The sequence below is a fragment of the Vibrio sp. Vb1554 genome (genome assembly GCF_033344235.1).
The window spans coordinates 1-21,164 of sequence record NZ_JAWPOJ010000014.1 but is presented as its reverse complement, the minus strand read 5'-3'; the positions used below and the strand labels follow the sequence as shown (position 1 = coordinate 21,164).

Genomic DNA, 21,164 nt, shown 5'->3' with positions numbered 1-21,164 from the left:
GGCTCAATATGAATAGAGTGAGGGTTACTTCTTAAATTTCGCCAAAATACGATCCAAATGGTTTGCAAATTCGCGTCGATCGGTTTGAGAAAGCGCGGCGGGCCCACCTGTCTGAATTCCGCTTGAACGCATGGTTTCCATAAAGTCGCGGATATTTAGGCGAGCTTTGATGGTGTCTTTTGTATAGAGCTCGCCACGAGAACTGAGGGCTTGAGCGCCTTTAGAGATAACCTCATCTGCAAGCGGAATATCTGACGTGATCACCAAATCGTTGGCTTCTACACGCTTGACGATTTCGTTGTCTGCGATGTCAAATCCCGCAGGGACTTGTAGCGAGTGGATGTTGTCTCTTTTCGGCACAGGGACAACGTGGTTAGCGACAAACGTACATTCAATCCCCGTACGCTCGGCGGCACGCACAATGGTTTCGCGAATAACTTTCGGACACGCGTCTGCATCTACCCATAACTTCATGATGATTTCTCACTGAGTTTCGCTTCTAACTCTTCAATACGAATGGCTAGCATTTTTACGGTGTGTTCTAGGGCTTCAAGACGATCATAATCGGTGTGGTGTTGTGCTGCGATTTCAACCTTGGGTACGCGTTGAGCACTCTTCCAACTTTTTATTGCGGTGATTAACGCTGGCATTGGAACTGGCGTTTTCAATCGTGCTTTCACTAACGCTACGGTTGGCTCTTTTCCTTGTTGTTGCAGTTGTTCCATTACCGCTTCTAATTCTTTAGTAACGTCTTGAGTTAACATTTTTAATCCTTAACAACGATATATCTATCATCATACGTTGAGTGCGCTAATTTGGCGAATGGCATTTTGGAGAGTGTAGTGTGAGAGATCTCTTACATAGGTTGTGAGAGAAAACGATTTCGTAAGCGGGAAAAGAGAAGATAAAGAGCTTAAGTTTATGATAAATAATGATTTAACAACTTGTTAACCAATGTGAGAGCCAAATATTTATCTTGGATAGATTGTCTATTTTTGGAAAAGGCGTAAATTGAGAGTTGTCAGCAGGAAGCAGACATGGAACAGGAAAGCACCAAGGATTTGGTTATCGTCAGGAAGACGATTTGGTTGGTCAGGATGATTAATCAAGCATGGAGCGTAGGACATTGTAAGGATACGATCATCAATAGGATGTTGATGACTAAGGATAGACAATGGACCCTCTAGGATTGAGGTTATGGACAGCATCAGGAAGATGCAAGGGACACCGCTCAAGGAACAAGTGACGTGTGCTAACGAGGAATGTTAGCAGTCAGGATGATAAGGACACCGCTAGGACGGCGACGTAAGGAATAAGCTGACGGAATCAGCCACTATTATGGATGATGCATGGAGCACTTTTAGTAGCCGGACTGCTGCGAGTAAGACCATGACCCCGATACTTATGTGTCGGGGTCTTTCTTATATAAAAACGATATCCAGTGTTCTCATTGAATTAAGCATCTCGATGTTGCTTGGGGATATCAATATCACAAAATATATAAATTCCTAATAACACTTAATAAAAAACAACTCAGATCAATATCCTTTCCAACCAGTTGGTTTAACTTTCGGCTTCTCTACAAGGTGTTATGCCCGCAATCATTGAGCATGTTCAGCTCATCGAGTTTGTGATCTGCGGATAGATTAAGTTTGTTGTAATCAAGGAACAGATGTGGCCATAGTAACCAGAAGAATGCTTCTTCTACCCTACAATGAGTCGTTGCAACTAGAATTCGTCATGCTGAATTGCTGTGCGAAAAACCGTGCTGAATTGAATGGTCCGTATACAGTTGCGTCTGCCAAACAGATGTTTGAGAAAATACTGGATGATGAGAACATTTATAGTATGGCAGTGCTAGAGAGCACCAGTCGTGACTATATGGGGCACGTGTTTATTGCTAATCTCGATTCCGAACCTGAATTAGGGTTTATTTTTGATAAATCATATTGGGGTAAAGGGTTAGCAACAGAAGCACTAAAAGCATTTTTCCCCAAAGCGTGCCGTGAGTTGGGCTTGAATAAGGTGAAAGCTAACGTGAATAGCAATCATCAAGCTTCTATGGCGGTACTGAAAAAGCTGGGATTTGTTAAAACAAAAGAAAGTAAGGATATATATGGTCCTTACTTTGAAATGGAATTTACAAGCGATGCGGTGGTAGGTGAAAGTTCTGCGGCCTGAAACCGACCATGGTTAACTCTCCTTGGTAGCAATCGTCACCAAGAGATGAAAACTCAAATTGATACACCGTATGCCAACGCCAGACTCCGTCTGGCGTTTTTAGTTTATGGGCACCAAAGGCGATGCTGATTAATTGGAGATCCAATTGCTCACATTTACGCGTGATGGCCGCTTTTGCGAGTTCGGCTTGGCGACGCTGTTGCCAAAACAGGTAACAGAAAAAGCAGAGCCCTAAAATTGCTAAAAGATCACCAATCATTCCTGAACCTTTCTTAGCTTTTTGTTGCTTGTTGTAAGCTTACTAGCGCATTTGCTAGTTCCTCTGATGGGTTTGAATGCAGCAAAGGCAATAACACCATTCTTAACTCTGGCAGCATCACTAAATCGGCAAATAACTGATTAAATAGGGCTTGATTACCGGTTTGAGCTAAACGCAGCAAAAACTGTTCTGCTACCTTTTCATTGGCGAGTAAGTGCCAAGCGCGACCCGCCACACCAATCAAAACCTCCTGATGGCTTAAACGAGGGCTATGCAATATCGCATCTAATACTGGAGAGGCGACTTCTGTTGGTGCACCAGCAAGGGCTCGGATAAGTGCTGAAAGTAGGAAGAGATCAGGTTCGCTACTTGCGATTTCTTGCTGTGCCTTTTCCGCAATACGTTCTGCTAAACGCTCTTGAAGCTCTACATGCTCAAGCGCACCTAATAGGGCATAAAGTGGCTCATTTGGTAGGTGGTTCAACGCTTTGCGTATCATTACCCCGTTTTGCTCTTTGTCCAAACGAGCGGCCATGTCGGTGATCCCTTGCAGACCTACGGTTTGCCAATTATCCCAGCCTAAACCACCTGAAAAGTAATGCTGAGTGTGCTCATAATATTGGCTGGTAGGAAGATCGAGGTTCGCGCGGACCTGGCTATGAAACACGGCCATTTTGTCTTCGGAAGGTTTGAACGTATATGGGTTATTAGACAGCTTTTGCTGTTGCTCTTCAGAGATATCACCATTGAGGCGTGTTCCCATGGCTTCCACTACGTATTTAATGAAATTGCCGATATCCGCTTGCTTTAACAAACCGCGCTCGTCCAATTCAAACTTTAGAAACCAAATCCAAGGTTGCTTTTGTTCATTCCAATAAGCGATGGCAAGGTGTGCTTTACGCTGCATTGGGAATGGGTACGGTGCTTGACCTTTTTCTACATCGGCAAACTCTTTCTTAGCGATGGTTTTTATACGACGACCAAGATCGAAGATTTGATAATCACAGCGGCTGTTGTTCAACAGTTGAGTGAGGGTTTGAATGTTTTCCATTAAATACGACGTCCTAACGTTCTTTTCACAAGAAATGGTATCATTCTCGGCTAATTCAAGGTTCGAGATAGAATTAATGGTAACAAATACTCAATTGGTCGACTTACTTCACCAACTTGAAACGCAGCTTAAAGAACATAAGTTGTGGCAACACACTAGGCCTTCAGAGCAAGCCTTACAAAGCGTGGAGCCATTTGCGATTGATACATTGCATCCTCATGAGTGGTTGCAGTGGATCTTTATAGACAGAATGCACGTGCTAGTGGAAAACAACCAACCATTGCCAAGAGGGTTTTCTCTCGAGCCCTATTTTTCAGAAGCGTGGAAGCAGGAACCGCAGTTCGCAGAGCTGCTTGTTACAATCCGAACCATTGACGAACTGTGTAAGTAAACTAATGCTAGAACAAAAAATAGCGCGATCTTCAGAACCAGTTGAGCTGGAGATCGTTTATCAGGATGAATATTTTGTAGCGGTCAACAAGCCTGCCGGCATGTTAGTGCATCGCAGTTGGTTAGATAAACACGAAACTCAATTTGTCATGCAAACTTTGCGCGACCAAATTGGTCAGCATGTGTTCCCATTGCATCGTCTGGATCGTCCAACATCTGGTGTGCTCGTGTTTGCTTTGTCGAGTGAAGTCGCATCACAAGTCATGCCGATGTTTGCTGAACATAAAATGGAAAAGACATACCACGCGATAGTACGCGGTTGGATTGAGGAAGAGGGCGTCTTGGATTACGCACTCAAAGTGGAGTTAGACAAGATTGCTGATAAGTTCGCTTCACAAGAAAAAGAAGCGCAAGAAGCGGTGACGGAATATAAGCCGTTGGCTAAAGTGGAGGTTCCCTATTCGACGGGTAAATTTCCTACAACGCGTTATTGCTTAGTTGAGATGAAACCTAAAACGGGGCGTAAGCACCAACTTCGTCGTCATATGGCACATCTACGCCATCCGATCGTGGGTGATACAACGCACGGGGATGGAAAGCACAACAAGCTGTATCGCACAGAGTTTGATTCTCATCGTTTGCTACTGCATGCTTCAGAGTTACGGTTTGTCCATCCATTTACCGATCAAGAGATTGTCATGACGGCCAATCTTGATGAAACTTGGCAGCAATTGTTTACTCGATTTGAGTGGGATGAACCGATAATCGGCGCAGTTAGATCTAGATAATGATTGAGTACAAATAAAAAGGGTTAGCATCAATGCTAACCCTTTTTAATATTTAAGACTTAACGTTTTACTTTAGTTTTTCAAGATCCGCTTCGATCTCTGCGATCTTGCTCGAAACGACTTTTTCTAAATGACGAAGGTCTGAAAGAATTTTCTCTTTTACATCAACCTCAGGTTGTTTCGTTGGCTTAGTGATTTTATTCAGTTCATCAATGACTAATGTGAGGTTACGGTTGATTTCCGTTACTTCTTTATATTTGTGACTGCCACTGTCCACAAGAACATTTTTGATTTGGCGCGGGTATTTGAATTTAACGCTTTTAGCGAACAGTTCGCCTTTTTGCTTGTGGAAATAGATCTTGAGTACGTCTTTGTGTGCTTCTTGGCGTAGGGAATAACGTTCAATCTGCTTAGGGTCGTGAATACCCAAACCAGTGAGGTGGGGATACATAGGCTACCTCTATTACATCGAATTGATATTGATATTGATATAACTGTAGCAGCCTATGTATGAGCTAGATAGCTGATATTTAGCCAAAATGCTTAACTTGTGGGCAAGATCGCTCTCGCCCTGAACCGAAAAGATTGGCAGGTTTGATCTAAGCTGCGACCTCATCAGATAACTTTTCGATCAATCTCTCTCTTAGCTCATCCTGTTGTTCTTCACTTAATCTTCCCCCTGCATCACTGGTTAAAATAAACAAGTCTTCTGCTCGCTCACCAATGGTGGTGATTTTTGCACCATGAAGGTTGATATTTAAATCAGCAAACGTACGGCCTACTTTGGCCAACAGCCCTGGTGTGTCTAGCGCGACAAACTCCATTAAAGTGTGTTTTTTACCTTTGGTTGGTAAGAAGTCGACTTTGGTTTTCACGTTAAAGTGCTGAAGTTTGTTCGGAGTACGGCGCGTTTTAATTTTGGTTGGTCGGCCTGCCTCCAGTACATGAGTGAGGTGTTTAATCACCGCGGCGTGACGAGACTCATCGATCGCTTCGCCATGTTGATCGAGTACCATAAAGGTATCAATCACGTGCCCATCTTTGCTGGTCATGATTTGCGCGTCGTGTACATTAAAATTACGCCTATCTAACTCCGCCACGACTGTCGCAAATAAAGCAGGCTGGTCTTTCGTATATACAAACACCTCAGTGCCGCCACGAGTGGCTTTTTTACTGATCAACACCAAAGGCTTAGTCGGATCTTCCATGCGAAGTAAGTGTTCGCAGTGCCACGCGATTTGCGTATGGGTATGACGAAGGAAGTAGTCAGCTTTGAAGCGTTGCCACAATACTTCAATTTCGCGCGAGGCAAACCCCTCTTTGCGCAGCATTGCGGAGGCCATTTGTTGATTGTGGCGAATTCGCTCACGCACATCGACAGGGTTCTCTAGGCCTCTACGTAAAGCACGTTGTGTGGAGTAATACAGCTCCGCAAGTAAAGTTCGTTTCCAAGCATTCCAAAGTTCTGGGTTGGTTGCACAAATATCTGCAACTGTCAGGCATACAAGATAATCGAGAGATTCTTCGTCTCTGACTTTTTTGGCAAACTCGGTAATGACATCAGGATCATAAATATCTCGGCGCTGTGCGGTGACAGACATTAATAGATGATGTCTTACCAACCAAGCGACAAGTTTCGCTTCGGGCTTCGATAAACCATGCTCAATGCAGAAGTCGTACGCTTCTCCTTCACCGATAATCGAGTGATCGCCGCCACGACCTTTCCCGATATCGTGGAAAATAGCGGCAATAATCAGCAGCTCTTTCTTTTGCATCCGAGGGTAGACGTCACAGCAAATAGGGTGCTTCGCATGATTTTCTGGGTCACTAAAAGTGTTGATGTGTTTAAGTAAGCGAATACTGTGTTCATCAACGGTGTAGGCATGGAATAAGTCAAACTGCATTTGACCAACAATCTGACTCCATTGCGGTAAATAGGCCGCCATAACCCCTAATCGGTGCATGAGGCTGAATGCTTTGTGAAGAGCATTAGGGTGACGACATAACGCCATGAACTTTTCACGCGCAGCAGGAATGGTGTGCAAAAACTTGTTGAGCCGACGCCGAGCGGTGCGCAGTTGACGCAGCGTTGGTGGGCTCACCCCTTCAATAGTTGAGTCGTTAGCAATATGTAAGAACATATCCAGAATAGTTTCTGGGCGAGCTTGGAACAATGCGGGTTTCCGCGCTTCAATTAAAGAACCGCGACGTTGAAAGTCCGTATCGAGAATCTCGGCACTTTCTGTCGCCCCACCATTAATGATCGCTTGGTCAAAGAGTTTGAGTAGCATTTTATTGAGCTCTGCCACACGACGAAGCGTGCGGTAGAACTCTTTCATCATCATTTCTACGCCTCGGTTGCCTTCTCCGACGTAGCCTAGATTTTCCGCAACTTGTGCTTGATGAGCAAAGGTCAAGCGGTTGTCATAGCGGCGAAGCTCCATGTGCAGAGCGAAACGTACTCGCCAAAGGAAGTCCTGACATTCAACCAATTCTCGGTATTCTGCGTCAGTTAAAAATCCGTATCGGCTCATTTCCAACAATGAAGTAGCACCAAAGTGACGTCGAGCGACCCAGCTCAATGTATGAATATCGCGCAGCCCGCCAGGGGTTGATTTAATGTCCGGTTCTAAGTTGTAGGTCGTGTCGTGGTAACGTGCATGGCGTTCGCGCTGCTCTTGAATTTTAGCGCGGTAAAACGTCTCACTTGGCCAGAAGGAGTCTGATAACACGACTTTCTTCAGTGCCTGAAAGGTGTCCTCGCTTCCACACAGCAGTCGCGCTTCTTGCAGGTTTGTCGCGACCGTTAGATCGGCTTTACCAATTTCAGCACATTCAGTAACGGTGCGAACAGCGTGTCCGACCTCGAGTTTTAAATCCCACAACAGCGTAATGAACTCGCTGATTTTTGCTTCTAACGCGGTTGGCAGTTTATTGTTCGACAGAATCAAAATATCGATATCGGAGAGCGGATGCAGCTCGCCGCGTCCGTAGCCACCAACGGCAACCAGAGAAATGTTGTAAATATCCTTGAAGCCAAAATGTTGCCACAAACGATTGAGAAGCAGATCCATATATTCAGCTCTGGCTAAAACCAAGCTTGTTACCGGATGATGATTGAGAAACTCTTGGTTTTGATTAGAGCTAAACTTCTCTAATTCTTGTTTGAGTTCACCGATATTGATTTGTTCATCGGAAAAGGTAAGAGGGGACTGAAGTGTCATATTTGCCATCCGTGCAAGCTAATCTAATAACAATCTAACAAATTTGCGGCAGATAAAAAATATCCCCGCCGAAGCAGGGATATAGTAAACAACGAGTGGTCGTCAGCTTTACGCGTTTTTCATTAGGCGAGGAATCGTATCGTCGCTACGAAGCGTCAGTACTTCACAACCTTCTTTTGTTACTACAATGGTATGTTCCCATTGCGCAGAGTTCTTGCCGTCGCCCGTGTAAACAGTCCAGTCATCTTGTGCATCAACAGAGCAACCAAATTTACCTGCGTTAATCATCGGCTCAATAGTAAAGCACATGCCTTCTTTTAATACGCGGCGGTCTTTGTTCTTGTAATGAACCACTTGTGGTTCTTCATGGAACTCATCGCCGATACCGTGACCACAGAAGTCTTTCACAATAGAAAACTTGTTGCGAGGATTGTTCTTGTTGTTCTCTTTGATGTACTTCTCGATAGCTGTACCGATGTCACCAACCGTTGAACCTGGCTTAACGGTGCGCATACCAACATACAGTGCTTCTTGAGCTACCATGCACAGACGTTTGTTTGCAGGCGAAACATCACCGACTAGGAACATCTTAGAAGTGTCACCATGGTAACCCTGAGGACGCACGCTCAGATCGGCATTCTCATCATTTGGAACGATTACGGTAATATCAACGTTTAAGATGTCACCATCTTTTAGTACCGCCGGCTTCATTTGGCCGTTGCTACCGATTTCGTCTTTTTCCGCTGGAATACCGTGGCATACGATATGGTTGATTGAAGTACAGATCGACTTAGGGAAACCATGGTAATCAAGCGGAGCAGAGTATGCGCCTTTTTCTAGAGCGTACTCATGACAGATTTTGTTTAACTCTTCTGTCGTCACACCAACTTTGATGTGTGGTTCGATCATTTCTAGAATCTCTGCGGCTAGCTTGCCCGCAATGCGCATGCGTTCTATTTCTTCAGCAGTTTTAATCTTGATTGACATTGGCTTTCTCTACTTATTCCTAAGCACGTAAACGTGCGAATGGCTGCATTCTATCAGACATCGGGGCGTTAACCCAAGTTAGATAGGAATATGCATCATTCTTAATTCGATCATATGTTTAAAGTTTTGCTTATAAATAGGAGAAAGTGGCTCGGTGAAGAAATAATTTTTACTAGCCACAGTGAGCTAAAATATGGTATAAAGCGCGCCGGAATAGAGGACTGTTCTCTTCGTTTAGCAAAGTTAAGCGGCGAAGCAAGCTTCATCCGAATAACCTTTTATCTTTAAATCACACACATTCCGTCACATATTCCGGGGTGCTGAGCAGAAGCTTGGTCGGAGTTATGGGGAATGTGGAGGCCTAACCCCATAGAGGATTTTAAAATGGCAACTGTATCAATGCGCGATATGCTAAAAGCTGGTGTTCACTTCGGTCACCAGACTCGTTACTGGAACCCAAAAATGAAGCCATTCATCTTTGGCGCTCGTAACAAAGTTCATATCATCAACCTAGAAAAAACTGTACCAATGTTCAACGACGCTCTAGCTGAACTAGCTAAAGTTGGCGAGAAGAAAGGTAAGGTTCTATTCGTAGGTACTAAGCGCGCTGCATCTGAAGCTGTTAAAGAAGCTGCAATCGCAAGCAACCAGTTTTACGTAAACAACCGCTGGTTAGGCGGTATGCTTACAAACTACAAAACAGTTCGTCAGTCTATCAAGCGTCTAAAAGAACTAGAGACTCAATCTCAAGACGGTACTTTTGACAAACTAACTAAGAAAGAAGCTCTAATGCGTACTCGCGAAATGGAGAAGCTGGAGAAATCTCTTGGTGGTATCAAAGACATGGGCGGCCTACCAGACGCTCTATTCGTAATCGACGCTGATCACGAACACATTGCAATTAAAGAAGCTAACAACCTAGGTATTCCAGTATACGCTGTGGTAGATACTAACTCTAACCCAGACGGCGTTGACTACGTAATCCCAGGTAACGACGACGCGATCCGCGCTGTACAGCTATACCTGAACGCTGCTGCTTCAGCAGTATCTGAAGGTCGTAACAAAGACGTAGCTGCAGTTGCTGAAAAAGACGGTTTCGTAGAAGCTGAATAATAGCGGCTCTGTGTCACACTTGGTCTATGTGAAACCTTTGTGTAGCATAAACTAAGTTATAGTTAGCAATGGGGGCCGACAATGTTAGGCCCCTGTTTTTTACCTTATTTCGAATCAAACGAGGAAGACAGAATGGCAACTGTAACTGCTGCTCTAGTTAAAGAACTTCGCGAGCGTACTGGCGCTGGCATGATGGAATGTAAGAAAGCGCTTGTAGAAGCAAACGCTGACATCGAACTAGCAATTGAAAACATGCGTAAATCTGGCGCAGCGAAAGCAGCTAAGAAAGCTGGTAACGTTGCAGCTGAAGGCGCAATCATCATCAAAGAAGAAAACGGCGTTGCTGTTCTTCTTGAAGTTAACTGCCAAACTGACTTCGTTGCTAAAGACGGTAACTTCACTGCATTCGCAGAAGAAGTTGCAGCTGCAGCTCTAGCTTCAAAAGCTTCTGTTGAAGAACTACAAGCACAATTCGAAGACGCACGTGTAGCTCTAGTAGCTAAAATCGGTGAAAACATCACTATCCGTCGCGTAGAATACGTTCAAGGCACTGCAATCGCTTCTTACCGTCACGGTGAGAAAATCGGTGTTGTTGTTGCTGGTGAAGGCGACGCAGAAACTCTTAAGCACGTTGCAATGCACGTTGCTGCTTCTAAGCCAGAGTTCGTTAACCCAGAAGACGTACCAGCTGACGTAGTAGAAAAAGAGAAAGCGGTTCAAGTTGAAATCGCAATGAACGAAGGCAAGCCTGCTGAAATCGCTGAGAAGATGGTTGTTGGCCGCATGAAGAAATTCACTGGCGAGATCTCTCTAACAGGTCAAGCTTTCATCATGGAGCCTAAGAAAACTGTAGGCGAAATGCTGAAAGAAAAAGGCGCTTCAGTTTCTACGTTCGTTCGCCTAGAAGTAGGTGAAGGTATCGAGAAGAAAGAAGAAATGAGCTTCGCTGAAGAAGTTGCAGCAGCTCAAAAAGGTTAATCCTTAGAGACTGTATAAAGATTAGACCGTAGCCAAGGCTGCGGTCTTTTTATGAGCAGTGAACGATTAGCCGTGATGAATAGCCATAACTGAAGTTGTGTCTATTCATGACTGTTAATCAACAACTCTCTTTGGAAGGTAAACTCCATGACTACGAACCCTAAACCAGCGTATCAACGTATTCTATTAAAACTGAGTGGTGAAGCTCTTCAAGGTGAAGACGGTTTTGGTATTGATCCTGCGGTCCTTGATCGTATGGCACAAGAAGTTAAAGAACTGGTTGAACTGGGTGTTCAGGTTGGTGTAGTTATCGGTGGCGGTAACTTGTTCCGTGGTGCAGGCCTAGCTGAAGCTGGTATGAACCGCGTAGTTGGTGACCACATGGGTATGCTTGCTACAGTAATGAATGGCCTAGCGATGCGTGATGCTCTTCACCGTGCATACGTAAATGCGCGCGTTATGTCTGCAATCCCTCTAAAAGGCGTATGTGACGACTATAATTGGGCTGATGCGATCCGTGAGCTTCGCCAAGGCCGAGTTGTCATCTTCTCTGCTGGTACTGGTAACCCGTTCTTTACAACGGATTCTGCTGCTTGTTTACGTGGTATCGAAATTGAAGCGGATGTCGTACTAAAAGCGACGAAAGTTGATGGTGTATTTACTGCTGACCCTGTAGCAAACCCAGACGCAGAGCTGTATGATAAGCTATCTTATGCAGAAGTTCTGGATAAAGAGCTGAAAGTTATGGACTTGGCGGCGTTTACGCTAGCTCGTGACCACAAAATGCCAATCCGCGTATTTAATATGAACAAGCCAGGCGCACTACGTCGCGTGGTTATGGGCGAAGCAGAAGGCACGCTCATCAACGAATAAGCTTGGCTTAAGGTGCCACTCCAAAGCGTTAGGGTGGTGCTTGCTTTGCTCAACCGTTTTAGGCTTTCTTCAGGAAAGATGACATTTTTAAGGTGAAACTGTGATTAACGAAATCAAAAAAGACGCGCAAGAGCGCATGGATAAAAGCGTTGAAGCGCTTAAGAACAACCTTTCTAAAATTCGTACAGGTCGTGCACACCCAAGCCTACTATCTGGTATTTCTGTAGAATACTACGGTGCAGCAACACCTCTAAACCAAGTAGCAAACGTTATTGCTGAAGATGCACGTACACTTGCAATCACGGTTTTTGATAAAGAGCTGACGCCGAAAGTAGAAAAAGCGATCATGACGTCTGACCTTGGTCTAAACCCTATGTCAGCTGGCACTATCATCCGCGTTCCACTTCCACCGCTAACGGAAGAACGTCGTAAAGACCTAGTTAAGATCGTTCGTGGTGAAGCTGAAGGTGGTCGTGTTGCTGTTCGTAACATCCGTCGTGACGCAAACAACGATCTTAAAGCGCTTCTAAAAGATAAAGAAATCTCTGAAGATGAAGACCGTAAAGCACAAGACGAAATTCAAAAGCTAACTGACGTTGCAGTTAAGAAGATCGATGAAGTTCTTGCTGCAAAAGAAAAAGAGTTGATGGAAGTTTAATACTCCCACACACATCACTGTTGGAAAACGCTGTGCTCACAGCTCAGCGTTTTTTTATGTTAGTCTATCCAACTGATGGAACTCAATTAACTCCCTATGCAAAATTCTCAAGCCTTCTCTGATTCCCTTCCTAAGCATATTGCCATCATTATGGACGGTAATGGCCGTTGGGCTAAGTCCAAAGGAAAACCTCGCGTATTTGGTCATAAAAAAGGCGTTAGTGCCGTTCGTAAGACCGTGGCTGCTGCTTCAAAACTAGGCATTAGAGCCATGACGCTGTTTGCTTTTAGTAGTGAAAACTGGCGTCGTCCGGAGGAAGAAGTGGGTCTTTTGATGGAACTGTTTATCACGGTCCTGTCTAGTGAAGTAAAAAAACTACACAAAAATAACTTACGCTTGCGCGTGATCGGTGATACCAGTCGATTTAGTGAGCGTCTACAAAAGAAAATTGTAGAAGCAGAAAACCTAACGGCAGATAACACGGGTATGGTGATCAACATTGCAGCCAACTATGGCGGTAAATGGGACATCACAGAAGCTGCTAAAACGTTAGCGCTAAAAGCACGTAACGGTGAAATTCGTGTAGAGGATATCAATGAGCAGCTAATCACTGAGCATTTGACCATGGCAGACCTACCGGAAGTGGATCTTTTAATTCGCACCAGTGGAGAGTGCCGCATCAGCAACTTTATGTTGTGGCAAATGGCTTATGCAGAAATGTACTTTACACCAGAGTACTGGCCAGAATTCGATGAAGACAGTTTGGTAGAAGCTGTGACTTGGTTTATCAACCGAGAACGTCGTTTTGGCTGTACAGGTGAACAAATAAAGGCATTGATGGCAGCTCAATAAGGACTAGTTAGTTTGAAACAGAGAATAATAACAGCACTAATTTTAGCTCCCCTGGTTATTTTAGGCATTTTTAAATTACCGCTAATGGGCTTTATTGCCGCTTTAACTGCAATAACGCTATTAGGTTTTTGGGAGTGGACTCAGTTTACAGGAAGCAACTCTCGCATTGCTGCCCTTGTGCCGGCAATCATTATTACCGGACTTAGTTTTCTATACATCTCGCCTGATGCATATAGCCTCAATCACTTAACGACACCTCATTATGTCGTCTTGGGTATTGGTTTTGTTTGGTGGATTATTGCTAGCTTAATGGCGATTACTTACCCCAAAACGACGAAATCTTGGCAAAGTAATTTTGTTTTACGTCATGTATTTGGTTTTCTGACATTAATCCCATTCCTTTGGAGTGTGATTATTCTCAGAGCGTATGACATCACTGTAGATCCATACCACGGCGCAAAGCTTGTGTTGTACGTTTGTTTCTTGGTATGGGCTGCAGATAGCGGCGCCTACTTTGCAGGCAAAAGCTTAGGCAAACGTAAGATGGCTCCTCATGTAAGCCCCAATAAAACTATTGAAGGGCTAATTGGTGGCATTATCACGGCATTAATCGTAGCGTGGGCATTTGCTGATTGGTTCGACATCCAGTTCACTAGCCCTGTCCATATGGTGCTGATTACGCTAGTGACTGTCGTTATTTCAGTGCTTGGTGATCTGGTTGAAAGTATGTTCAAACGTGTCTCAGGCATTAAAGACAGCAGTAACATTATCCCAGGGCACGGTGGTGTGCTAGATCGTATCGACAGCCTAACCGCAGCATTCCCAGTTTTTGCTCTTCTTTACTACGTATTCTAATTTATCAGGAGCGGCGTCGTCGCTCCTGAGCTTTCTAACGGTCTTACAACATGCAAAAGTTAACGATTCTTGGTGCTACTGGATCAATTGGTGCAAGCACGCTTAAAGTGGTCGAACAAAACCCAGATCTGTTTTCTGTCGTTGCCTTAGCGGCAAGCACTAACGTTGAAAAGATGATCGGTCTATGTCGTCAGTGGCAACCTAAATATGCGGTCATGGCAGATAAAGCTGCGGCGTCTCAACTTCAAGCTGAGCTACACTCGGTTTCGCCAGGTACCGAAGTGCTAGGTGGTACTGATGCGCTATGTCATATAGCTTCGCTGGACGAGGTCGACAGTGTAATGGCTGCTATTGTAGGAGCCGCTGGCTTATTGCCTACCATGGCTGCCGTGAAAGCAGGTAAGCGAGTCTTGTTGGCAAATAAAGAAGCACTTGTAATGTCAGGCCAGCTATTTATTGATGCTGTAGAAGAATTTGGCGCAGAGCTACTTCCCGTCGACAGTGAACACAACGCCATTTTCCAATGTTTACCACAGCAAGTACAAACCAATCTAGGTCGTTGCAATTTACAAGAACATGGCATTTCTCATATTTTGTTGACTGGATCTGGTGGTCCTTTCCGTTACACTGACATCGCAGAACTGGAGCAGGTGACACCCGCGCAGGCGATTGCTCATCCAAACTGGTCGATGGGGCCAAAAATTTCTGTTGATTCTGCCACGATGATGAATAAAGGCCTTGAGTATATCGAAGCTAAGTGGCTATTTAATGCTGCTCGCGAACAACTGAAGGTGGTTATTCATCCTCAATCGGTAATTCATTCTATGGTTCAGTATCGTGATGGTTCGGTCTTGGCACAAATGGGAGAAGCGGATATGGCGACGCCAATTGCGCTCACCATGTCATACCCGTCAAGAGTGGAAGCTGGGGTTAAGCCGCTAGACTTCACGAAAGTTGGTGAGCTGACGTTTTTGCAGCCTGATTTTGCTCGTTACCCATGTTTAAAGCTCGCAATTGATGCCTGTTATGAAGGTCAACACGCAACAACAGCATTGAATGCAGCTAATGAAGTCGCTGTTGATGCATTTTTAAATAACAGACTAGGTTTTACCGATATTGCTCGCATCAATGAGTCTGTGTTGAATAAAATCAACGCAAGCTGCAAAGCTGAGAATGCGAATAGCTTGGAAAGCTTGCTCGAGCTAGATAGAATGGCACGAACTATTGCCCTAGAAACCATACGCGAGCGTAGCTGATGACTGGTATATTGTGGAATCTCATTTCTTTTATCGTCGCACTGGGCATTCTTGTTGCCGTGCACGAATTTGGGCATTTTTGGGTTGCTCGCCGTTGCGGCGTTAAAGTTGAAAAGTTTTCAATCGGTTTCGGCAAGTCTATTTGGAGTAAAGTAGGCAAAGACGGAACGGAGTACAGCATCTCAATGATCCCTCTCGGCGGCTATGTGAAAATGGTTGATAGCCGTGTCGATGAGGTGCCAGAACATGAGAAGCACCTAGCGTTTGATAAGAAGCCGTTATGGAAACGAACCTCTATTGTTGCGGCTGGCCCCATCTTTAATTTTCTTTTCGCAATTTTTGCCTATTGGCTGGTATTTCTAATTGGTATCCCAGCAGTTAAGCCTGTAATTGGTGAAGTTACGCCCAATTCGATTGTTGCGGAAGCTGGAATTGAATCTGGAATGGAACTTAAATCGATATCTGGTATCAAAACTCCGGATTGGGAATCAGTAAATATGGGATTGATTTCTCATATTGGCGATGATTTGATGACGGTAACACTAACGTCAGCGAATGAAGTTGGTTCAGAAGTAACGAAAACGCTCGATTTACGTGAGTGGAAGTTCGACCCAGAAACTCAGTCAGCGATGCAGTCGTTAGGTTTTGCTCCGTATACACCGGAGGTGTATCGAGTTATCGAGCAGGTCTCGCAAGGTGGAGCGGCGGAAAAAGCCGGTGTGCTTCCAGGTGATGAGGTTGTCGCAATTGGTCAACAACGCGTAACCGAATGGAAGCAAGTGGTTGAGGCGGTTCGTTCTAATCCTGATACACCGCTTGAATTGACAGTGTTACGTCAGGGTTATGAGCAAACATTGACGCTGACGCCCGGTAGCCGTGAGCTAGCTAACAAAGAAGTCGTTGGTTTTGCAGGTATTGCACCTAAAGTCGCAGAATGGCCAGAAAGTTATCGCTTCGATCTTCAGTTTGGTGTATTCGAGTCAATAGGTAAAGCAGTAGACAAAACTGGCCAAGTCATTGGTTTGACAATCAGCATGCTTAAGAAGCTGATTGTTGGAGACGTTGGTCTGAATAATCTGAGTGGACCAATATCAATAGCCAAAGGCGCAGGCGCGACAGCAGATTATGGTTTGGTCTACTTTTTAGGTTTTCTCGCTCTAATTAGTGTTAACCTAGGTATTATTAACCTCGTTCCTTTACCAATGTTGGATGGCGGTCATTTGTTGTTTTTTGCAATTGAAGCAGTCATTCGACGTCCTGTTCCTGAGAAAGTGCAGGAAATGGGCTTTAGAATTGGTGGTGCGATCATCTTCTCGCTCATGGCGTTAGCGCTATTTAATGATTTTACTCGTCTGTGATAGTTCAGAGACAAAAGCAGTAGCAAGGAATAATTAGAACAAGTATGGCGATTAAGCGAATTCTATTTGCAAGTTTACTGGCGACCAGTGTATCTGCAAATGGAGCAGAGAACTTCGTAGTTCAAGATATTGAAATCGATGGATTGCAGCGTGTAGCACTGGGTGCTGCATTGTTGAAAATGCCTGTACGTGTCGGTGATACCATTGGCCAAGGCGATGTTGCAGAAATTATCCGCGCCCTGTATGCATCTGGTAACTTTGAAGATGTGAAAGTGTTGCGTGACGGTGGTGTTCTGATGGTTCAAGTCAAAGAACGTCCTACCATTGCAAGCATCTCTTTTTCAGGTAACAAAGCAATCAAGGACGAGCAGCTACAAGAAAACCTGAACGCGTCTGGCGTTCGTGAAGGTGAAGCGCTTGACCGCACCACGCTAAGCAACATTGAAAAAGGCTTAGAAGACTTTTACTACAGCGTAGGTAAATACAACGCAACAGTAAAAGCGGTGGTTACTCCACTACCACGTAATCGTTCTGACCTTAAGTTTGTCTTTACTGAAGGTGTGTCGGCAAAAATTCAGCAAATCAACTTTATCGGTAATGAAGTGTTCAGTGATGAAGAACTGCTTTCGCGCTTTAACTTAAATGTTGATGTGCCGTGGTGGAATTTCCTTTCTGATGAAAAGTATCAAAAGCAAGTCCTTGCAGGTGATATTGAAGCACTCAAATCATTCTACCTGGATCGTGGTTACTTAAAATTTAACGTTGATTCGACACAAGTTGCAATCTCTCCTGACAAGAAAGGGGTATACATTACTCTTGGTCTAGAAGAGGGCGAGGTTTACACCGTTAAGGACGTGAAGTTCCGTGGTGATTTGATTGGTGAGGAAGCGACGTTCGAAAGACTTGTGCCATTTGAAGACAATGAGACATACAACGGCTCGTTGGTTACTTCAATGGAAGAAGGAATTAAGCGTGTGCTTGGTGAGTCCGGTTATGCTTATCCTCAAGTGAACACCATTCCTGAGTTTGACGACGAGAATCAAGAAGTTTCTTTGGTCGTTAACGTAGATCCGGGTAACCGAATTTATGTTCGTGATATTCGCTTCACGGGTAATAACTCAACCAAAGATGAAGTCCTTCGTCGTGAAATGCGTCAGATGGAAGGCAGTTGGTTGAACTCGAAATCGATTGAAACGGGTAAAACTCGTCTAAATCGTTTGGGCTACTTTGAAAATGTTGAAGTACAGACGGTTCGAGTTCCTGGTAGTGATGATCAAGTTGACCTAGTTTACTCTGTCAAAGAAGCGAACTCTGGTAGCGTTAACTTCGGTGTTGGCTACGGTACAGAATCGGGTGTGAGCTTCCAGGTTGGCCTGCAACAAGATAACTTTATTGGTAGCGGTAACCGTGTTGGTATCAATGCGATGATGAATGACTACCAGAAAAACATCAGTCTAGATTACCGTGATCCGTACTGGAACTTAGACGGTGTAAGCTTAGGTGGTAAGGTTTTCTATAACGAATTTGAAGCGAAAGAAGCCAATATCGTTGACTATACCAACGAAAGCTATGGCGCGAGCTTAACGTGGGGTTTCCCATTCGATGAGTTGAACCGTTTTGAATTCGGTGTCGGTTATACGCACAACAAGATCGGTAACTTATCGCCTTACTTACAGGTAGAGCAGTTCTTACGAGCACAAGCAGACAACATTGATTCTAGTGGAGCGTTGAACACAAACGATTTCGACTTCAATATCTCTTGGACACGTAATAACTTAAACCGTGGCTACTTCCCTACGGCAGGTAACCATCAGCGTGCATTCTATAAAATGACCGTACCTGGCTCTGACGTTCAATACTTCAAAATGCAGTACGATGTTCGTCAGTATGTGCCATTGACTAAAAAGCACGAGTTTACCCTCTTGTTCCGTGGCCGCTTAGGTTACGGTAATGGTTACGGTCAAACGGATGGCAACGATAACTTGTTCCCATTCTACGAAAACTACTACGCAGGTGGCTTTACATCGCTTCGTGGCTTTGGCTCAAACTCTGTTGGTCCTAAAGCGGTTTACCGTGATACATCTGGTTCAAACAATGGCGCAGATACAGCAACAGATGACTCTGTTGGTGGTAACGCCGTAGCGCTAGCAAGTGTTGAGTTGATTGTCCCAACACCATTTGCATCAGAAGAAGTACAAAACCAAATTCGTACCAGTATCTTCTTTGATATGGCAAGTGTTTGGGATACGGAGTTTGACTACCGCGATTCAGGTGCGGAATATGGTGACCGTTACTACTACGATTACTCAGATCCAACCAACTACCGCTCTTCTTACGGTGCGGCGTTGCAGTGGATGTCTCCAATGGGGCCACTAGTATTCTCACTAGCGAAACCAATTAAGAAATTTGATGGCGATGATGAAGAGTTCTTCACATTCACTATCGGTAGAACTTTCTAAAGAGGAAAATATTTTGAATAAAATGATCAAAGCGGCTGGGATTGGCCTTCTTGTACTGAGCTCTTCAATGTTTGCAAATGCGGCAGAAGCTGCACAGAAAATTGCTTACGTAAATACAGCTCAAGTTTTTCAAGCTCTTCCTCAACGTGAAGTTGTACTACAAAAAATGCAGAAAGACTTCAAAAGCAAAGCTGATGAACTGAAGTCAATCCAAGCACAAGCTAAAACAAAGATTGAGAAGCTACAACGTGACGGCGAGCTTTTGGGTCAAGACGAAGTTGAAAAGCTACGTATCGATATCGCGAAGCTCGACAGCGAGTACAAAGTGAAAGCACAAGCACTTGAAAAAGCAAGTGCGCGTCGTGAAGCTGAAGAAAAAGCGAAGCTTTTCAAAACGATTCAAGATGCAGTTAAGAAAGTCGCAGACAAAAATGGTTACGATCTTGTGATTGATATCTCTGCTTTGCAGTACGGCAAGCCAGAATACAATATCTCTGAAGACGTAATTAAAGCTCTAAAATAAGAAGTTATGAAGACATTAACATTAGCCGAATTGGCGACAATTACCGGGGGTGAGCTGTTTGGTGACGAGTCTCTCGTTGTAAGCCGTGTTGCTCCAATGGATAAAGCACAAGAAGGTGACGTAACCTTCTTGTCTAACCCAAAATACGCAAAACACCTTTCTGAGTGCCAAGCTACCGTTGTTATGGTAAAGGCTGAGCATAAAGATCAATGCGTTGGAAATGCGCTAGTGGTTTCAGACCCTTATGTCGCATTTGCTCGTGTGGTCCAAGCGATGGATACCACACCAAAACCGGCAGACGATATTGCACCAAGTGCTGTGATTGCCGCTGACGTTAAGATGGGTGAGAACGTTACAATCGGCGCTAACGCTGTGATTGAAACGGGCGTGGAACTCGGCGACAACGTAAGTGTTGGTGCTGGTTGTTTTATCGGTAAGAACGCCAAGCTAGGGAATAACACCAAGCTTTGGGCTAATGTCACTATCTACCATGAAGTGTCATTGGGTGATGACTGTCTCGTTCAATCGGGTACCGTCATTGGCTCTGATGGCTTCGGTTATGCGAATGACAAAGGCGAGTGGATTAAAATTCCTCAGCTTGGTTCAGTGCGTATCGGTAACCGCGTTGAGATTGGTGCTTGTACTACGATTGACCGCGGTGCACTCGAAGATACTATCATTGAAGACAATGTCATTCTGGATAACCAACTTCAAATCGCGCACAACGTGCAGATCGGATATGGTACCGTGATGCCTGGTGGTACTATTGTCGCGGGCAGTACAAAAATTGGTAAGTACTGCCAGATTGGCGGCGCGTCTGTTCTGAATGGCCATATCACTATCGCAGATGGTGTGGCTATTACAGGTATGGGCATGGTAATGCGCAGTATCGAAGAAAAAGGCCTTTACTCATCAGGTATCCCACTACAAACGAACAGAGAGTGGCGTAAGACCGCGACTCGAGTTCACCGTATTGATGAGATGAATAAGCGCCTAAAAGCGGTTGAAAAACAGCTGGAACAGAAAGAAGAAATTTAGAACAAGTTATCTTTCGCTCTGTATTTAATACGAAGGCTAACAAGCTCTAGTTCCATATTCTGTAAGAAGACTCGCGAAATGCGGGTCTTTTTCTTCTATAATGACGCGCTCTAAGTAGATTTAACTCCAAGATGGTGCGTATTTTGCTAGTATATTGCAAAGCGATTCGGCTTTACGACCTGTTGCCACGTTTGCCATCTTGGCGGCAAAAAATTGATATAGGAAGACGACTTTGACTACTGAAAAGAAAACGATGAACATCTCTGAAATTCAAGAGCTACTACCTCATCGCTACCCATTCTTATTGATCGACCGAGTGAT

Annotated in this window: 21 protein-coding genes and 1 pseudogene; 15 read left to right on the top strand and 7 right to left on the bottom strand. The window is 44.5% G+C overall.

The annotated features are described in order from the left end of the window. Positions 1–24 precede the first annotated feature (24 nt). Positions 25–474, bottom strand: coding sequence for a YaiI/YqxD family protein (locus tag R8N28_RS13155; RefSeq protein ID WP_005380310.1), 450 nt, complete (start codon positions 472–474; stop codon positions 25–27). Further along, positions 471–764, bottom strand: coding sequence for a hypothetical protein (locus tag R8N28_RS13150; protein WP_065274760.1), 294 nt, complete (start codon positions 762–764; stop codon positions 471–473). Before R8N28_RS13150 ends, R8N28_RS13155 begins: the two co-directional genes overlap by 4 nt. Positions 765–1,695: 931 nt before the next feature. Here R8N28_RS13150 and R8N28_RS13145 point away from each other — a divergent pair. Continuing rightward, positions 1,696–2,181: a GNAT family N-acetyltransferase gene (locus tag R8N28_RS13145; RefSeq protein WP_005385338.1), complete on the top strand. Its 486-nt coding sequence runs from the start codon at positions 1,696–1,698 to the stop codon at positions 2,179–2,181. Here the strand turns inward: R8N28_RS13145 and R8N28_RS13140 are convergent. Both R8N28_RS13140 and R8N28_RS13135 read right to left on the bottom strand, forming a co-directional pair. Next, complete coding sequence (locus tag R8N28_RS13140) at positions 2,141–2,440, bottom strand: DUF3301 domain-containing protein (RefSeq protein WP_005380315.1); 300 nt, start codon at positions 2,438–2,440, stop codon at positions 2,141–2,143. The two genes, R8N28_RS13145 and R8N28_RS13140, sit on opposite strands and share 41 nt — an antisense overlap. 13 nt (positions 2,441–2,453) lie before the next feature. Beyond that, positions 2,454–3,491, bottom strand: coding sequence for a DUF3549 family protein (locus tag R8N28_RS13135; protein ID WP_005391782.1), 1,038 nt, complete (start codon positions 3,489–3,491; stop codon positions 2,454–2,456). Positions 3,492–3,567: 76 nt separating this feature from the next. On the opposite strand from R8N28_RS13135, the gene R8N28_RS13130 reads away from it, so the two are divergent. Both R8N28_RS13130 and truC read left to right on the top strand, forming a co-directional pair. Then, entirely contained in the window at positions 3,568–3,882 is a 315-nt protein-coding gene (locus tag R8N28_RS13130; RefSeq protein ID WP_005391784.1) for a YqcC family protein, read from the top strand. A gap of 4 nt (positions 3,883–3,886) precedes the next feature. Next, entirely contained in the window at positions 3,887–4,669 is a 783-nt protein-coding gene (truC, locus tag R8N28_RS13125; protein ID WP_005391793.1) for a tRNA pseudouridine(65) synthase TruC, read from the top strand. A 67-nt stretch (positions 4,670–4,736) separates the two neighbouring features. Here truC and R8N28_RS13120 read toward each other — a convergent pair whose 3' ends face one another. The 3 genes from R8N28_RS13120 to map form a co-directional block, all read right to left on the bottom strand. Further along, entirely contained in the window at positions 4,737–5,120 is a 384-nt protein-coding gene (locus R8N28_RS13120) for a DUF3461 family protein (protein WP_005380322.1), read from the bottom strand. Between the two features lie 148 nt (positions 5,121–5,268). Beyond that, positions 5,269–7,893 (bottom strand): bifunctional uridylyltransferase/uridylyl-removing protein GlnD, encoded by a 2,625-nt coding sequence (gene glnD, locus R8N28_RS13115; protein WP_005391794.1) that lies wholly within the window; start codon positions 7,891–7,893, stop codon positions 5,269–5,271. Positions 7,894–8,001: 108 nt separating this feature from the next. Then, a complete protein-coding gene (gene map / locus R8N28_RS13110; protein ID WP_005380326.1) occupies positions 8,002–8,880 on the bottom strand; it encodes a type I methionyl aminopeptidase in 879 nt (292 codons plus the stop codon). 384 nt (positions 8,881–9,264) lie between these two features. On the opposite strand from map, the gene rpsB reads away from it, so the two are divergent. The 12 genes and pseudogenes from rpsB to R8N28_RS13050 all read left to right on the top strand — a co-directional run. Then, entirely contained in the window at positions 9,265–9,993 is a 729-nt protein-coding gene (rpsB, locus tag R8N28_RS13105) for a 30S ribosomal protein S2 (protein ID WP_005380327.1), read from the top strand. Between the two features lie 132 nt (positions 9,994–10,125). Continuing rightward, positions 10,126–10,971, top strand: a complete 846-nt coding sequence (gene tsf / locus R8N28_RS13100) for a translation elongation factor Ts (RefSeq protein ID WP_005380328.1) — start codon at positions 10,126–10,128, stop codon at positions 10,969–10,971. 147 nt (positions 10,972–11,118) lie between these two features. Next, entirely contained in the window at positions 11,119–11,844 is a 726-nt protein-coding gene (pyrH, locus tag R8N28_RS13095; protein WP_005380329.1) for a UMP kinase, read from the top strand. 100 nt (positions 11,845–11,944) lie between these two features. Continuing rightward, the gene (gene frr / locus R8N28_RS13090) at positions 11,945–12,502 is read left to right on the top strand and encodes a ribosome recycling factor (protein ID WP_005380330.1); all 558 of its coding nucleotides are present in this window, start codon (positions 11,945–11,947) and stop codon (positions 12,500–12,502) included. 96 nt (positions 12,503–12,598) lie between these two features. Further along, a complete protein-coding gene (locus R8N28_RS13085; RefSeq protein WP_005380331.1) occupies positions 12,599–13,354 on the top strand; it encodes an isoprenyl transferase in 756 nt (251 codons plus the stop codon). Between the two features lie 12 nt (positions 13,355–13,366). Further along, positions 13,367–14,209: a phosphatidate cytidylyltransferase gene (locus R8N28_RS13080; protein WP_005385351.1), complete on the top strand. Its 843-nt coding sequence runs from the start codon at positions 13,367–13,369 to the stop codon at positions 14,207–14,209. A gap of 50 nt (positions 14,210–14,259) precedes the next feature. After that, complete coding sequence (gene ispC / locus R8N28_RS13075) at positions 14,260–15,465, top strand: 1-deoxy-D-xylulose-5-phosphate reductoisomerase (protein ID WP_005391796.1); 1,206 nt, start codon at positions 14,260–14,262, stop codon at positions 15,463–15,465. Beyond that, positions 15,465–16,823, top strand: a complete 1,359-nt coding sequence (rseP, locus tag R8N28_RS13070; protein ID WP_005380334.1) for a sigma E protease regulator RseP — start codon at positions 15,465–15,467, stop codon at positions 16,821–16,823. The genes ispC and rseP overlap by 1 nt, the downstream gene beginning before the upstream one ends. Positions 16,824–16,867: 44 nt before the next feature. Then, positions 16,868–19,282: an outer membrane protein assembly factor BamA gene (gene bamA, locus R8N28_RS13065; protein ID WP_005391802.1), complete on the top strand. Its 2,415-nt coding sequence runs from the start codon at positions 16,868–16,870 to the stop codon at positions 19,280–19,282. Between the two features lie 13 nt (positions 19,283–19,295). Beyond that, entirely contained in the window at positions 19,296–19,805 is a 510-nt protein-coding gene (locus tag R8N28_RS13060) for an OmpH family outer membrane protein (RefSeq protein ID WP_005391804.1), read from the top strand. Between the two features lie 6 nt (positions 19,806–19,811). Beyond that, complete coding sequence (gene lpxD / locus R8N28_RS13055; RefSeq protein ID WP_005380347.1) at positions 19,812–20,843, top strand: UDP-3-O-(3-hydroxymyristoyl)glucosamine N-acyltransferase; 1,032 nt, start codon at positions 19,812–19,814, stop codon at positions 20,841–20,843. A gap of 232 nt (positions 20,844–21,075) precedes the next feature. Continuing rightward, positions 21,076–21,164 (top strand): annotated as a pseudogene (locus tag R8N28_RS13050) (3-hydroxyacyl-[acyl-carrier-protein] dehydratase FabZ); the annotation flags it as partial.